11 protein-coding genes are annotated in these 14,636 nt (G+C 57.0%); 6 read left to right on the top strand and 5 right to left on the bottom strand.

Annotated elements, in window-relative coordinates; genetic code table 11:
• The first annotated feature begins 1 nt into the window (after position 1).
• The 3 genes from PG871_RS14585 to hflX all read left to right on the top strand — a co-directional run bounded on the left by PG871_RS14585 (position 2) and on the right by hflX (position 3,160).
• Entirely contained in the window at positions 2-1,522 is a 1,521-nt protein-coding gene (locus tag PG871_RS14585; protein WP_270730546.1) for a potassium transporter TrkG, read from the top strand.
• A 127-nt stretch (positions 1,523-1,649) separates the two neighbouring features.
• Positions 1,650-1,889 carry an RNA chaperone Hfq gene (gene hfq, locus PG871_RS14580; RefSeq protein WP_008204623.1) on the top strand — a complete coding sequence of 80 codons (240 nt, stop codon included), beginning with the start codon at positions 1,650-1,652 and terminating at the stop codon, positions 1,887-1,889.
• Positions 1,889-3,160, top strand: a complete 1,272-nt coding sequence (hflX, locus tag PG871_RS14575) for a GTPase HflX (protein ID WP_270730463.1) — start codon at positions 1,889-1,891, stop codon at positions 3,158-3,160. Before hfq ends, hflX begins: the two co-directional genes overlap by 1 nt.
• A 2-nt stretch (positions 3,161-3,162) precedes the next feature.
• Here hflX and PG871_RS14570 read toward each other — a convergent pair whose 3' ends face one another.
• Positions 3,163-5,631, bottom strand: a complete 2,469-nt coding sequence (locus PG871_RS14570; RefSeq protein ID WP_270730462.1) for a penicillin acylase family protein — start codon at positions 5,629-5,631, stop codon at positions 3,163-3,165.
• A gap of 82 nt (positions 5,632-5,713) precedes the next feature.
• On the opposite strand from PG871_RS14570, the gene PG871_RS14565 reads away from it, so the two are divergent.
• A complete protein-coding gene (locus PG871_RS14565; RefSeq protein ID WP_270730461.1) occupies positions 5,714-6,586 on the top strand; it encodes an NAD(P)-dependent oxidoreductase in 873 nt (290 codons plus the stop codon).
• On the opposite strand, the gene PG871_RS14560 is transcribed toward PG871_RS14565, so the two are convergent.
• The 3 genes from PG871_RS14560 to hemB form a co-directional block, all read right to left on the bottom strand.
• Positions 6,561-7,355, bottom strand: a complete 795-nt coding sequence (locus tag PG871_RS14560; RefSeq protein ID WP_270730459.1) for a hypothetical protein — start codon at positions 7,353-7,355, stop codon at positions 6,561-6,563. The two genes, PG871_RS14565 and PG871_RS14560, sit on opposite strands and share 26 nt — an antisense overlap.
• Before the next feature lie 16 nt (positions 7,356-7,371).
• Positions 7,372-7,932 carry a YSC84-related protein gene (locus PG871_RS14555; protein ID WP_193749855.1) on the bottom strand — a complete coding sequence of 187 codons (561 nt, stop codon included), beginning with the start codon at positions 7,930-7,932 and terminating at the stop codon, positions 7,372-7,374.
• A 121-nt stretch (positions 7,933-8,053) separates the two neighbouring features.
• On the bottom strand, positions 8,054-9,055 hold the full coding sequence (gene hemB, locus PG871_RS14550; protein WP_270730456.1) for a porphobilinogen synthase: 1,002 nt from the start codon (positions 9,053-9,055) through the stop codon (positions 8,054-8,056).
• A gap of 118 nt (positions 9,056-9,173) precedes the next feature.
• Between hemB and PG871_RS14545 the strand changes: the two genes are divergently transcribed.
• Entirely contained in the window at positions 9,174-9,698 is a 525-nt protein-coding gene (locus tag PG871_RS14545) for a component of SufBCD complex (protein ID WP_270730455.1), read from the top strand.
• Positions 9,699-9,731: 33 nt separating this feature from the next.
• Positions 9,732-13,205, top strand: a complete 3,474-nt coding sequence (gene mfd / locus PG871_RS14540) for a transcription-repair coupling factor (protein WP_270730454.1) — start codon at positions 9,732-9,734, stop codon at positions 13,203-13,205.
• Positions 13,206-13,295: 90 nt separating this feature from the next.
• On the opposite strand, the gene PG871_RS14535 is transcribed toward mfd, so the two are convergent.
• Positions 13,296-14,507: a multidrug effflux MFS transporter gene (locus PG871_RS14535; protein ID WP_270730452.1), complete on the bottom strand. Its 1,212-nt coding sequence runs from the start codon at positions 14,505-14,507 to the stop codon at positions 13,296-13,298.
• Positions 14,508-14,636 lie beyond the last annotated feature (129 nt).

The following is a 14,636-nucleotide window of genomic DNA, read 5'->3' as shown; positions in this document are numbered from 1 at the left end:
CATGAGCGCGCGCGATCTGAAACTGCCGTTGTTTCTATACATTGTGGCCGCATCTGGTGTGGGCATGTTTGTGCCGGCCATTGTTGCCTCTGTGCAGGACTTTCATTTCTTTGCGCGCATGTTTTTTTACAGTGGCCTGTTGGTGCTGTTTGTCAGTGGCATGATAGCGTTGGCGCTGGCGGGGACCCGTCGGAGAACCCGCACAGTAGACAATTTGCGGGCCTTGTTTTTTGCGTTCACTATCCTGCCTGCAATCCTTGCGATGCCGTATTACGAGGCAATGGGGTCCATCACCTTTGTGGATGCCTATTTCGAGATGCTGAGCAGCCTTACCACGACAGGCGCCAGCGTCATTCGGTATCCCGAAGCCGTGTCGGATTCGATCCACTTGTGGCGGGCTCTGGTGGGTTGGTTTGGCGGATTGTTGATGTGGGTGGCGGCGGGCGCCGTGTTTGCGCCGTTGTCGCTTGGGGGCTATGAGGTCACGGCGCTGGGAGAGCCCGGACAGATCAGCGCGTCGCGCGGCCAGATGCAGCGGGCGGATCCGATGAAACGCTGGCTGCGCAGTGGGCAAACGCTGCTGCCGATTTACGTGGGGCTGAGCGTTGCCCTTGCCATCATGCTTTTGGTTCTCGGAGAACGGCCGCTGGAGGCCTCGATGTATGCTATGGCAACGATGTCCACCAGCGGGATCATCGGCTCGCATGGAGTAGATGAAGGCCTGTCTGGTATTGGCGGCGAATTCATCATCTTTCTGTTCCTGCTGTTTGCCCTGTCGCGGGCGACGTTCTCGTCTGATGCCGGCAATGTTCGACGGTCAAATCTGTGGCACGACCCAGAATTGCGTCTTGGGTTTCTGATCGTCGTGGTGGTGCCTTCGTTCCTGTTTTTGCGCCATTGGGGTTTCACATTCAGCGACGAGGGCGGCGTTGACTGGTCGTCTGCATTTTTGGCCGCTTGGGGCGGGCTTTTTACAACTTTGAGCTTCTTGACCACAACGGGATTTGAAAGTGCCGGGTGGGCGGAAGCACGCAATTGGTCGGGACTAGGGACGCCCGGGTTCCTGCTGATGTCGCTTGCGCTTATCGGCGGTGGCGTGGCCACCACGGCAGGAGGTGTCAAACTTTTGCGGGTGTATGCGTTGTATTTGCAGGGTTTGGGTGAGATGGAACGGTTGGTGCATCCGTCCGTTGTTATCGGCAACCGCCGTATAGGTGCGCGGCGGATCAGACGGCGGGGCGCGGTGATTGCCTGGGTGTTTTTCATGCTGTTTGCCATGTCACTTGCCGCGGTGACCGTTGCGCTCGCGATGGTTGGCAGCAGTTTTGAAGACGCCTTGATCCTCGCGATCTCAGCCCTGACCACCACAGGCCCGTTGACCCAAATGGCACCGGATGTGCCTATTGAGCTTTATGACCTCAACAGTGCCACAAAACTGATTTTGTGCGCTGCGATGGTTTTGGGGCGACTGGAAACCTTGGCGATTATTGCGCTTATGTCGCCCGATCTGTGGCAGAAATGATGCGATCGGGTTCAAGCCCTTGCTCGAAAATAACATTTTAGGCTGGAAACTCCGAAAATCGCACTCCATACTCCTATCGCACGACTTACCCGCACCCGACGCACACACAAGAACAAAGGCAAGCACAATGGCTTCGGATCGACAGAATCTCCAAGACGCATTTTTGAACCACGTCCGGAAAACCAAAGTTCCGGTTACTATCTTTTTGATCAACGGTGTCAAACTTCAGGGTGTTATCACCTGGTTTGATAATTTTTGTGTGTTGCTGCGCCGAGATGGGCAGAGCCAGTTGGTCTATAAGCACGCGATTTCGACCATCATGCCTGCTCAGCCTATCTCGCTTTATGAAGGTGAAGACGCCTCTTGATGGAGCATGAAACGCAGGTTACCCGCGCTTGGGTCCTGCATCCCGATATCACTGGCGCCGATGACCGGCGTGAGGCCTCTTCCGCTCTGGAGGAGGCTGTCGCACTTGCGGCTGCTTTGCCAAACCTTGAGGTTGCTGGGTCAACGACTGTGCGGTTGGCCAAAGCCCAGCCTGGCACCTTGTTTGGGACCGGCAAGATCGAAGAGCTTCGCGCGATGTTTGAGGCCAACGAGGTCGAGCTGGTCCTGATTGACGGGCCTGTCAGCCCTGTGCAGCAGCGCAATCTGGAAAAAGCGTGGAAAGTCAAAATCCTCGATCGCACCGGTCTGATCCTTGAGATTTTCTCGGATCGGGCGCGCACTCGTGAAGGCGTGTTGCAGGTCGAGATGGCCGCGCTGAGTTATCAGCGTACGCGATTGGTGCGGGCCTGGACCCACCTTGAGCGTCAACGTGGCGGGCTTGGGTTTGTTGGTGGTCCCGGCGAAACCCAGATCGAGGCCGACCGGCGGGCGATTGATGATCAGTTGGTGCGTTTGCGCGGACAATTGGCCAAGGTTGTCAAAACCCGTGAGTTGCATCGAAAGGCGCGTGCCAAGGTGCCGTTCCCAATTGTTGCTCTGGTTGGGTATACCAACGCTGGTAAATCTACGCTGTTCAACCATGTGACCGGGGCCGAAGTCATGGCCAAAGACATGCTGTTTGCCACGCTTGATCCGACCATGCGGTCGGTTGAGTTGCCGGACGGGCTCGAAGTGATCTTGTCTGACACAGTGGGCTTTATCAGTGATTTGCCCACGCAGCTTGTCGCATCCTTCCGCGCCACCTTGGAAGAAGTCCTGGCAGCAGATTTGGTTTTGCATGTGCGCGACATTGCGCATGCAGAAACCGAGCATCAGGCCGAAGATGTGCGCACGATCCTTGAGAGCCTCGGCATGGATGAGAAAACGCCGCAGATCGAAGTCTGGAACAAGATTGATTTGCTGGAGCCAGAACGCCGCGAAGCGGTATTGGCAAAAGCCGACCGAGCGGACGACGTGCTGGCGGTGTCTGCGGTGACTGGCGACGGGTTGGAGGCATTGTTTCAGGCAATTGCCGTGAGCCTTGAAGCGGAAAAGAGCCGTGAAACGTTGAATTTGTCATTCTCTGAAGGCAAGCAGCGCGCCTGGTTGTTCAAAGAAGGTGTGGTCGAACAGGAAGAGCAAACCGACGAAGGGTTTGCCATTTCGGTGCATTGGACCCTGCGGCAGGCGCGCAAGTTCCAAAGCCTGTAACGTTATTGACCGTGCGGCTGGATACGGGTGACACCGACAGCGGCCGCGCGGGCAAGTTCTTCGTCCAGTGACATCGGGATGTATTCGCCACGCCGCCAGAGTTGCGCCATATCGTCATAAAAGCGTGACAGGAAATGTCCTGACTGACCTGTCGAAATTATGAAAATTGAACTGTCCGGATCGGCAAAGTCATAGACACCGCGATACCCTGCGGCGTGTATGTTTTGGAATGGGCGCTCGCCGGTACCGCTAGTTAAGCCACGTTGCAGAGTGTTGTCGCCGCCGGAGGTGGATTGGCGGATATTCACGAAATAGCGCAGCACCGGTACGTTGCCGAGCACCGGATGGTCGTGCGTCGCCTGATGTGCGTCGCCCCAGCGCAGACTCTCGATTTGCCGGCCATAGCGTTCTTCGATCGCGATTAGCGCGTCATCCAGAGCCAGTCGCGCCATGTCGGCGCAGGTTTCGATGGGGGCGCTTTGGCGCACATTGCACCACTGAGCCGCGCCGTCGACATTGCGAAAAACCCGCTCGATAAAGACCGGATCCACGTGGGTAAACGTATCGGCAAGTGTTCCTATGTCGTCACGTATCAAGCGATCCTGAAGGGCTCGCATCCAAGCGGCAAATATCAGCGGTTCAGGCAAGTGTTCGTTCATCTCGCCGTTCCATTCCGACAAAAGCGTCAAGGCGCGCTGGCGCTGGTGTTCGCGCGTGCCTTTGGCGGCAGCCTCGCCGGTGAACCACAGATCGGCGCCGACCAATGGCAACAAGGCACGGGCGGTGAACGATACGGTATCAAGCTGGGCTTCGACAAAGCTGTCTCTGGTGTGCACTTCGCGGGCCTGCATGAGGCCCTTCCAACGCTCCACCCGTTGGCTGTCGCCCCAAACATAGGACATGTGAAGTGGAAACGGGCGGTCGACGACCTTGTTGTTGGTGTTGCCGACGATGCCACCGACAGGGGCCACAAACCCCGGATTTGTTGTGAACGGGAAGGCGCCTTGCCAACGGTTTTCACTGCGCCAACCAAGACTTGGCATGCGGCCCTGAGATTGGTGATTGGTGTCACGGCGCGGCAGTTTCCCGATGACTTTGAGGGCGATGTTTTCCTTGTCCGCTAAGGTCAGGTTCATGACCGGCGCGACGTGGGCCTCGGACACAGATACTGCCTGGGCAATGTCGCGGGCGCGCATCAGGCCCATGATGGCGCTCATTGAGGTGTCAGCGTCATTGAGTGCGGTCCAAGCCAGAGAGGCAACATGTCCGGGCGGGGTGACGCTTGCGATGTCGTAAAGACGACCGGGTAGAACGGGTCCGTTGTCGGTCCAGCGGAGTGTTATCGTGATGGGCGCCGCGTCTTTGATATTGATAATCGATTTGCGGGTTCGGAAGGGTTTGAAGCCCGTCGGAGTCCGGTACTCTTCGGAGTTTGTTGGATTGAGCTCTTCGATAAAGAGGTCCTGATCGTCGGCATGGGCTGCCGTTAGGCCCCAGCCAAGAGCGTCGCCGCGGCCTGTAATCACAGCAGGGATGCCTGGAATGGTCCCGCCAATCACGCCACCGGTCATCAACTCAAGCCGCGCCAAATACCAGATTGCCGGAGCCGTCAGGCCGAGGTGCGGATCGTTGGCCAGAAGAGTGCCACCTGATGCACTGCGTGTGGTGGCGGCCGCCCATGCGTTGGAGGCGCCTGCCATGCCAAAGCGCGGAAATGGTGAAAGCGGGGGCTGCGACTTGGAGGTCAATGCCGCGAAGCGCGGCATCTCGGGCATGAGTGCGGCGTATTCCGGCAAGGCGGCGGTACCGGTCCCGGGTGCCAAAGGAAGAATGTCATCAAGGCGTTTGGGATCAGAAAGCGCCAAAGACACGCGCGCTCGGATGACCTCGTGCTCAAGATGGCCCGACATTTGCAGTGCCATCAACTTCTGAATACCGATGGAGTCCGCCGGGACCCATGGGGCGATAGACTGTGGAAACATGAACAGTTCCGGCGCACCGCGGCCAAGCGCGTTGAGGTTGATCTCGTCAATGCGGGTGTTGATGCCATTGGCGTAAGCCTTGAGCGCGGTCAGCGTTTCCGGGGTTTGCACCGAAACCGAGGCGCGCGCATGACTGGCAAGATCAAGGCGCCGCATCAGCGTGTCTGTTTCAAGCGTCTGGTTGCCGAGCGCTTCGGAAAGGCGCCCCTGTACCGTGCGACGCAGCATAATCATTTGCCACAAACGGTCCTGCGCGTGGGCATAGCCAAGCGCGAAGAACACATCCTGATCGGTTTCGCCAAAGATATGTGGGACATTGGCATTGTCGCGCACGATCTCGATGGGCGCGCTTACGGCGGATGTTTGCAGAAGCTTGTTGTAAGTTGGCAGCGAACGGGAGGCCAAATAGTAGGCCATAATCACCGCGCACACGCTCAGAATCACAAGCGCACTGGCGATGCGCAAAAGCCATTGAAACAAGAGCGTCATAAAGGTGTCCCGGATAATTCCTTGCCATTTTGCCAGTCAGGCGAGACAAGTAATACGCTGATTGAAGTTGAGGGGAAAGTAGATGGCGAAAGTTGCCTTTTTGGGTCTGGGCGTAATGGGGTATCCGATGGCCGGACACCTTGCAAAAGCCGGCCATGACGTTTGTGTTTTCAACCGCACCACCGCCAAGGCAGAGGCTTGGGCCAAAGAACACGGCGGGCGCTTTGGCGCCACACCGCAAGAGGCCGTCGCAGGCGCGGATTTTGTAATGTGCTGCGTGGGCAATGACGACGATCTGCGACAGGTGTGCGTTGGAGATTCTGGCGCGTTTTCAGGTATGTCTGAGGGTACGATCTTTGTGGACCACACAACGGTGTCCGCAAAAGTGACCGCCGAGCTTTACAGGGAGGCTAAGACGCGCGGAATTTCCTTTGTCGACGGACCGGTCTCCGGCGGTCAAGCCGGGGCGGAGAATGGCGTTCTGTCGATTATGTGCGGCGGTGATCAGCAGATTTACGACAGTGCCGAACCGATTATGCAGGCCTACGGTCGCTCGATCAAACGGCTTGGCGAAAGTGGCGCCGGGCAGCTGACCAAGATGGTCAATCAGATTTGTATTGCTGGCTTGGTGCAAGGTTTGAGCGAAGGTCTTCATTTTGCTGAAAAGGCAGGTCTGGACGGGCGCGCGGTGGTTGATGTGATTGCGGGTGGTGCGGCTGGCAGTTGGCAGATGGCGAACCGCTATGAGACCATGATCGATGACGAGTTCGAACACGGGTTTGCGGTTGATTGGATGCGCAAAGACTTGGGCATCTGTCTGGATACCGCTGACGAGGTCGGCGCTTCGCTTCCGGTGACGGCTTTGGTCGATCAGTTCTATAAAGACGTGCAAAAACTGGGCGGCGGGCGTTGGGACACGTCGAGCTTGATCAAACGCCTGCGGGCGATGGGTTAAGCAGCCCAGCTCGGCGAAAAAGCTGCATCATTAATGACCAATACGGCGTCCCGTCCGGGGCGTCGTCATCCAGCAACGCTTGCGCCGGAGCGTTGTGGCCTTTTCGATCGCATATATGAACCGCGAGTGGGGCATTGGCGTCCTTGGCGGCCTGATCTGCGAGGCGGGCGTTTTCCGGTGGAAGCACCCGATCAAAGTGGCTGTGGATCATCAGGCACGGTGGTCCATTCGGATCCAGCGCCCAAGGGTGCACCAAGGCAGAGCCAAGCGCCACAACGGCGGCGGGACGGCAGCTGGTTTTCAAGTTTTCCGCGGGGTGCGCAGCCGCCAGTCCGGCGATTCCACCCGCCGAGATCCCGAGTACGGCCGTCTTTTCGGTTTTTATGTCATGGGCTTGCCGGTGAAGTGTCACGTAGCATAGTGCGGCACCAAGGTCTTGTCGTGCGGCCTCAAAGGCGCTGCCCATAAGCCTGTCCGCAAGTTTCAGGCCACGACGTTTTGAACGGTGCTTGTTGGTTTTGACCGCCAATCGTGTCTCTTCTGACAAGGACTGTGGCGGCGTTCCAAGCCGATAGGACACGGCGGCCATCGCCAACCCCTCGGCCGTGAGCATTTCTGCAAAGCGGGTAGTGCGTTCGCCTTTACGGCCGCCTTTGAAAAAGCCACCTCCGTGCGCGTGGATAACCGTGCCTGACGCAGGACCGTCGGGCAAAAACAGATCGAGCGCCAACGGAACTCCGTGGCGCTCGGTGTAGATGATATCCGGCAAACACCGCATTCGCGGGTTAGGGGATGATGCGCGAGTATTTGACGCCTTCGAGTGTTGCGCCAACTTTGAGACCGGCCTGGGCAAAAATCACAGCGATGACCGGAGCCAACAGGTTTGTGGTTTCAGCGCTCATATTGCCCGCTTCGTTGGCGACAACATATTCCATTCCGGCGCCGGCGGCCCAGCCGCTGGAACGGCGGAATTCCGAAAGGGCACCTTCGGTCATGAAGAACAAGACGTGCGCGTGCTGTTGCGCGCCAATCTGGAGGCCAAAGCTGCCTTTGGTGGCGGAATAATAGTCTACCGTTGTGTTGTTGATACGCAGCGCGCCGCGCCCATAGCCGGCGCCAAAACCAAAGCCCGCCTCGGTGATCACCGGCATCACCAGAATACCGGTGGCCTTGTCTCGCAGGTCGGTTGTGTTTGGGTATTCGGAGTAGAGAAAATTCAACGTTGCATCGACTCGTGCGTCGATCTCGTTGGCGCCGTTGGAGCCTACTCCGTTGCCGCATGCGGCGGTCATGCCCGCAGCTGCCATTCCGCTAAGCGCGAAGCCGCGCCGTGTCATGTTGTTCATGTCATTTGCCCGTATGTGGTTTGTGTCTTGTTTTTACTGCTTCTACCGCCGGTTTTTCCGGGTTGGCGTCACTATACGCAATTATAGGTGTTCTGTCACCCTATGCGACAGCGTCGACATGTCATTGTTTATTCAAATATTGCGCCACTTTGGGTGCGAAATAGGTCAGGATGCCGTCGCATCCGGCCCGTTTGAAAGCCATCAGGCTTTCCAGCATGGCCTTGTCGCCATCGATCCAGCCGTTTTGCGCGGCAGCCGAAATCATCGCGTATTCGCCACTGACCTGATAGGCGAATGTCGGCACGCCGAAGCTGTCTTTGACACGTCGGCAGATATCCAGATACGGCATGCCCGGTTTGACCATGACCATATCGGCGCCTTCGGCCAAGTCGCGGGCGACACAGCGGATTGCCTCGTCGCTGTTAGCAGGGTCCATTTGATACGTGGTTTTGTCGCCCTTGAGCGCGCCGGACGCGCCTACGGCGTCGCGGAAGGGGCCATAAAAGGCGGAGGCGTATTTTGCGGCATAGCTCATCAGTGTAACGTTTTGGTGGCCGTTGGCCTCCAATGCGGCGCGTATGGCACCGATGCGCCCGTCCATCATATCGCTCGGCCCAATGATATCGGCACCCGCGTCAGCTTGGGAAAGTGCTTGCTTGACAAGGGCTTGGACGGTTTCGTCATTGAGAATTTGACCGTCCACTACAAAGCCGTCATGGCCGTTGATATTGTAGGGATCAAGCGCCACGTCGGTCATCACCGCAATTTCGGGAACGGCGTCTTTGATGGCGCGGGTGGCGCGGTTTGACAGGTTGTCGGGGTTCCATGCTTCGGCACAGTCTTCGGTCTTGAGCGATGGGTCCGTGTAAGGAAATATGCAAATCACCGGAATGCCCAGATCAGCGGCCTCACGAGCCGCCTCGACGATTTTGTCCACCGATCGGCGCATAACGCCCGGCATTGAGGTCACGGGCTCTTCAATTCCTTCGCCGTCGCGTACAAACACAGGCCAGATCAGATCTTCCACCGTCAGAGTGTTTTCGCGCACAAGTCCGCGGAAAGCTGCGGATTGGCGGGTGCGGCGCAAGCGAGCGGTCGGGAATGGGGCAGGCAACTGGGTCATGGTGTCCTCAACGTAACGACTGTGTCAGAGGTGCCATGTAAATTCGCGCACCTCAAGGGCTAGGAATTGCCGGCGCAGCGCGGTATGTCGGTTAGAAATCTTTACAGGCAGATATACCTTGGACCTGAGCCAGACAATTTTCGAACTCATTGACATGCGCAGCTTCTCCAATCTTTGGTATTGGATCGCGCTTGCCGTGGCTTGGTCATCTGCCAGCCATTGGGTGTTGGGCGTGCCCTGGGACACGGTTTTGCGGGCCCGTCGCGTGGGGGGGCAATCAGTTACTGATTTGCACGATCTTGTCCGGATCAACACCAATCGCATTCTTCATATCGCAGATGTATCTGGTATCTGGTTGATACTGCTCGCATTCTTCGTACACACGTCGCTGATCGGCCTTGGGTTTTTCTACAGCGTAGAATTCGCCCAAGCGGTGTTTTTGCTGATGGGACCTATGACCTTGGTCGGCGCCATGAGCGTGCGCACGGCCCGCAGACTGCAAGCTGAGGAGAGTGAAGGCGAAGATCTGTGGCGGCGATTGGGACGGCACAGGTTTTGGGTGCAACTTGTTGGAATGCTGTCGATCTTTGTGACCTCTCTTTGGGGCATGTATCAAAACTTTCTCATTTCTCCGCTGGGCTAACCCTCGGCGCGGCCATGACTGGATGAACAGACCATGCGTGATGCGCAACACATTCTGGTGGGCGGTGCGCCCGAAGGCTTTGACGCCAAGCTGATTTTGCAGGAGGTTGCCAGTTCTGGCCGCCCTGTGATCCACGTGGCCCGCGACGACAAGCGTTTGGCGGCCATGCAGGCTGCGTTGGCGTTTTTTCAACCGGATATGCCGGTGATAGCCTTTCCTGGTTGGGATTGTCTTCCTTACGACCGGGTGTCGCCCAATGCGGATATTTCAGCCACGCGCATGGCGACGTTGGCGGCGTTGGTGCACGACATGCCGTCGCAGTTTGTTTTGCTGACAACCCTGAACGCCGCGACCCAGCGGGTTCCGGCGCGAGATTTGCTAAAAGAGGCGGCCTTTAAGGCACAGGTTGATGGACGGATCGATGAAGATGCGCTCCGTAAGTTTTTGGTACGTATGGGGTTTGTTCAGGCGCCTACCGTTATGGAACCGGGCGATTATGCAATTCGCGGGGGCATCATCGACATTTTTCCACCGGGCGACAGTGGACCTGTGCGACTGGATCTGTTTGGCGATGTCCTGGACGGCGCGCGAAGGTTTGATCCGGCCACGCAACGTACCACCGAAAAACTGGATCGTATCGAGTTGGCACCCGTCAGCGAGATCATATTGGATGAAGCGGCGATCACGCGGTTTCGGCAAAATTACCGGATCGAGTTTGGCGCGGCTGGTACCGATGATCCCCTTTACGAAGCGGTTAGCGCAGGGCGGAAACACCAAGGTGTCGAGCATTGGTTGCCATTCTTCCACGAACGGCTTGAGACACTGTTTGATTATCTGCCGGATGCGGCAATTTCGTTGGATGATCAATCGGATGCAGCGCGCCTTTCACGCTGGGATTCAGTTGTCGATCAATTCGAGACACGCAAAATTGCCATGAGTCAAAAGAGCCGGGTCGACACGGTTTATAAGCCTGTGCCGCCTGGCCTGTTATATCTGGATGATGCCGCATGGGACGCCATTGTGACCGGAAGGCGCGTGCTCAACTTCAGGCCGTTGCCGCAAGCCAGTGGCCCTGGCGCCATTGATGCAGGCGGTCGAATTGGACGCAATTTTTCGCCTGAGAGACAGCTGGAAAATGTGAGCCTTTTCGGGGTGTTGGCCGATCATATTCGGGCAAAATTGGCTGTGGGTCCCGTGGTGGTCGCAAGCTATTCCGAGGGTGCGCGGGAGCGTTTGAGCGGGTTGATCGAAGACGAGGGGTTGGCCGAAACCATTCCTGTCACGGATGCCAGCAGGATTGGAAAATCCGGGTTGTTTTTGGCCGTTTGGTCGCTGGAGCATGGGTTTGAAACCGACGCGATGACGGTGATATCCGAGCAAGATGTGCTTGGTGATCGCCTGATCCGCGCTCCGCGCAAGAAGCGGCGAGCCGAGAATTTCCTAACTGAAACGCAGGCCCTTAGCCCCGGCGATTTGGTGGTCCATGTGGATCACGGGATCGGGCGATTTACTGGCCTTGAAGTGGTCACGGCCGCCGGCGCCGCTCATGAGTGTATTACGCTCGAATATGCAGAAAGATCAAAGCTTTACCTTCCGGTTGAAAACATTGAGTTGTTGTCAAAATACGGCCATGATGAAGGGTTGTTGGATCGGTTGGGAGGCGGCGCTTGGCAGGCCAAGAAGGCCAAACTCAAAGAGCGTATCCGCGAAATGGCGGACCGGCTAATTCGTGTTGCGGCCGAGCGGGAGTTGCGCAAGGCACCAATTCTGGAAACCCAGCATCACGTTTGGGAAGAGTTTTCGGCGCGCTTTCCGTATCAGGAGACAGATGATCAGCTGCGCGCAATTGAAGATGTGATTGGGGATTTGGGATCAGGCCGGCCGATGGACCGTCTGATTTGCGGCGATGTCGGGTTTGGCAAAACCGAAGTGGCGATGCGCGCGGCCTTTGTGGCGGCGATGTCCGGACAGCAGGTTGCGGTGATCGCGCCGACAACGCTTTTGGCCCGCCAACACGCCAAGAGCTTTTCAGAGCGGTTCCGTGGATTTCCGTTGGAAATCAGATCTTTGTCGCGGTTTGTGAGTGCCAAAGATGCAGATAAAACCAGAGATGGGTTAAGCCGAGGCACCGTCGATATTGTGATCGGCACGCATGCGCTTTTGGCCAAAGGTATTCGCTTTAAAAACCTCGGACTTTTGATCATCGATGAAGAGCAGCATTTTGGCGTGTCACATAAAGAGCGGCTCAAGCAGATGCGCAGTGATGTGCATGTGTTGACCCTGACCGCGACGCCGATCCCACGCACATTGCAATTGTCGCTGTCGGGTGTGCGGGACTTGTCGATCATTGGGACGCCGCCGGTGGACCGGTTGTCTATCCGCACTTATGTGAGCGAATTTGATGCGGTCACAGTGCGAGAGGCTTTGCTGCGCGAGCATTATCGGGGAGGGCAGTCGTTTTATGTCGTGCCGCGCGTGGCCGATCTGCCTGATATTGAAGCATTTTTACGCGATCACGTTCCTGAGGTCAGCTTTGTTGTGGCCAACGGCCAGATGGCGGCTGGTGAGCTTGATGACCGGATGAACGCGTTTTACGACGGCAAATATGATGTGCTTTTGGCGACGACGATTGTGGAAAGTGGGCTGGATATTCCGACGGCCAACACCATGGTCGTGCACAGGGCGGATATGTTTGGTCTGGCGCAGTTGTACCAAATTCGCGGCCGCGTTGGGCGGTCCAAGACGCGAGCCTATGCATATTTGACGACTAAGCCGCGGGTGAAATTGACGCCGGCGGCTGAAAAGCGACTGCGGGTGTTGGGGTCGCTGGACACATTGGGAGCCGGATTTACTCTTGCTTCTCAGGATCTTGATATTCGTGGTGCAGGGAATTTGCTGGGCGAGGAACAGTCCGGGCAGATGCGGGATGTGGGTTATGAGCTTTATCAATCCATGCTTCAGGAGGCGATTGCCAAGATTAAGGCCGGTGAGCTTGAAGGGTTGTCTGAAGCGGACGATCAGTGGGCGCCGCAGATCAATCTTGGCGTACCGGTCCTGATCCCAGAAACCTATGTTCCGGATCTGGATGTGCGACTTGGATTGTACCGTCGTCTTAGTGGGCTTCAGGGGAAGGTCGAGCTGGAAGGATTTGCGGCGGAGCTGATTGACCGGTTCGGTAAATTGCCCAAAGAGGTCAATACGTTGCTCTTGATTGTTCGCATCAAGGAGATGTGCAAGAAGGCCGGTATTGCCAAACTGGATGGCGGGCCAAAGGGGGCGACGCTGCAGTTCCACAACGACAAGTTTGCTTCACCTGCGGGGTTGGTGGAATTCATTCAGGACCAGCAAGGGCTGGCCAAGGTCAAAGACAACAAGATCGTGGTTCGGCGTGATTGGGCCAAGGACAACGACAAGATCAAAGGCGCCTTCGCGATTGCCCGGGATCTGGCGCAGAAAGTGGTCACCGAGAAAAAGCGAAAAAAGGCCGCCAAATCCACGTCGGCATAGCGTCGGCATCGCGACTGTAAACCGTAGGTCCGGATTTGGGCGATAAGGATGGGCAGAGGCGCGCAGATGACCGCGCGTCCTCAGCCGTGGTTACGCGCTCATTTGCTCCAGACGTCGCATGTGCAACATTAGTCCGAAGCTGAGGGTCAAGAGAACCGTCAGGGACATCGCTAGAGGCAATGCGGTGCCGTCATAAATCAAGGCGATGGGCGCAGCCAAAAACGCCCCGAGGATGGTGGACACTGCGCCCATAACCGAGGCGGCTGTACCGGCCATATGGCCAAGAGGTTCCATGGCAAGAGCATTCAGATTGCCGATGGTCATGCCGACAAAGAAGAATCCGCAAAGCTGCCACAACGCAAAAGCGTAGAATTGCAGGTCGAGGTTCTGAATGGTGGTCGCGGCGATCATGGCGATGCCGATGAACACCTGCAAGCCAAGCGCCACTGTCACCAGATACCGCATGCCGAGCCGCATCACGAGACGGGCATTGAGCAGGCTGGCGGAGCCGGAGAGCAACGCAATCCCAGCAAACCAGTAAGGGAATTCTTCGGCGCGTCCGTAGGTTTGATCGTAGATCGGATGAACCGAGCTGATCAAAGCAAAGAGACCACCAAATACCAAAGATTGCACCATCATAGAGGTGCGGACCGCCGGGATCTTCCACATGTCGCGCATGGCTGAGATGATTTTGGCAATGCTGAAAGGGCGGCGGTTTTCCACAGCCAGCGGTTCCGGCAGGCGGAAACCAATCCATAGAACGGAAATCAGAGAAAAGATGATAAACGCGACGAAAATGCCCCGCCACGACGAAAGATCAATAATGAACTGACCCATCAGCGGCGCAATCGCCGGAACCAAGGTAAAGACCATCATCGCGAACGACATAATCCGCGCCATTTCGCGGCCAGAATACAAGTCGCGCACAATGGCAAGCGTCACGATGCGCGGACCCGCAGCACCAACCCCTTGCATCAGACGCGCAGCAAGCACCCATTCCAGAGTTTCGCTGTACCAGCCGATGAAAGCGCAAAGCGAGTAAATTGCTGCGCCGCTAATGAGCACAACTTTGCGCCCAAAGCGATCCGAAAGCGGGCCGGTGAACAGCGTGCCAATGCCCATGCCCATCACAAAGGAGGTGATGATCAGCGTTGCGCGGTTGAGGTTGCCCGGGCTGAGTTCTTTGGCAATTTCGGGCAAAGCGGGCAGCATCGCGTCAATCGAGAAGGCGATCGTTGCAAACATCATGGCACAAAGCGCGATGAATTCGACCTGCGACATGGGCATATTGTCTTTGGTCATCAGTTGGTCCTTTGCAACGCCGGAACGACCGTGATCTGCAGGACGCAAAAGACGTCTGCGCGGATCGGCCTGAAACAGGGGTGAACGTGTTTGAGTCATCCGGCGACGATAAAAGGACGCGGGATGGAG

Origin of the sequence: Shimia sp. Alg240-R146 (assembly GCF_947331465.1) — a bacterium.
Classification (GTDB): Bacteria; Pseudomonadota; Alphaproteobacteria; order Rhodobacterales; family Rhodobacteraceae; genus Shimia.
Note: the sequence above shows the minus strand (reverse complement) of the source record. Positions and strands in the feature narration are given on the sequence as shown.

Coding starts and splice junctions, on each gene's coding strand:
- PG871_RS14555 (WP_193749855.1), bottom strand. CDS start 7,932: ATGAACAACATGACACGGCGCGGCTTCGCGCTTAGCGGAATGGCAGCT.
- PG871_RS14570 (WP_270730462.1), bottom strand. CDS start 5,631: ATGACGCTCTTGTTTCAATGGCTTTTGCGCATCGCCAGTGCGCTTGTG.
- hflX (WP_270730463.1), top strand. CDS start 1,889: ATGGAGCATGAAACGCAGGTTACCCGCGCTTGGGTCCTGCATCCCGAT.
- hfq (WP_008204623.1), top strand. CDS start 1,650: ATGGCTTCGGATCGACAGAATCTCCAAGACGCATTTTTGAACCACGTC.
- PG871_RS14535 (WP_270730452.1), bottom strand. CDS start 14,507: ATGACCAAAGACAATATGCCCATGTCGCAGGTCGAATTCATCGCGCTT.
- PG871_RS14565 (WP_270730461.1), top strand. CDS start 5,714: ATGGCGAAAGTTGCCTTTTTGGGTCTGGGCGTAATGGGGTATCCGATG.
- PG871_RS14585 (WP_270730546.1), top strand. CDS start 2: ATGAGCGCGCGCGATCTGAAACTGCCGTTGTTTCTATACATTGTGGCC.
- mfd (WP_270730454.1), top strand. CDS start 9,732: ATGCGTGATGCGCAACACATTCTGGTGGGCGGTGCGCCCGAAGGCTTT.
- hemB (WP_270730456.1), bottom strand. CDS start 9,055: ATGACCCAGTTGCCTGCCCCATTCCCGACCGCTCGCTTGCGCCGCACC.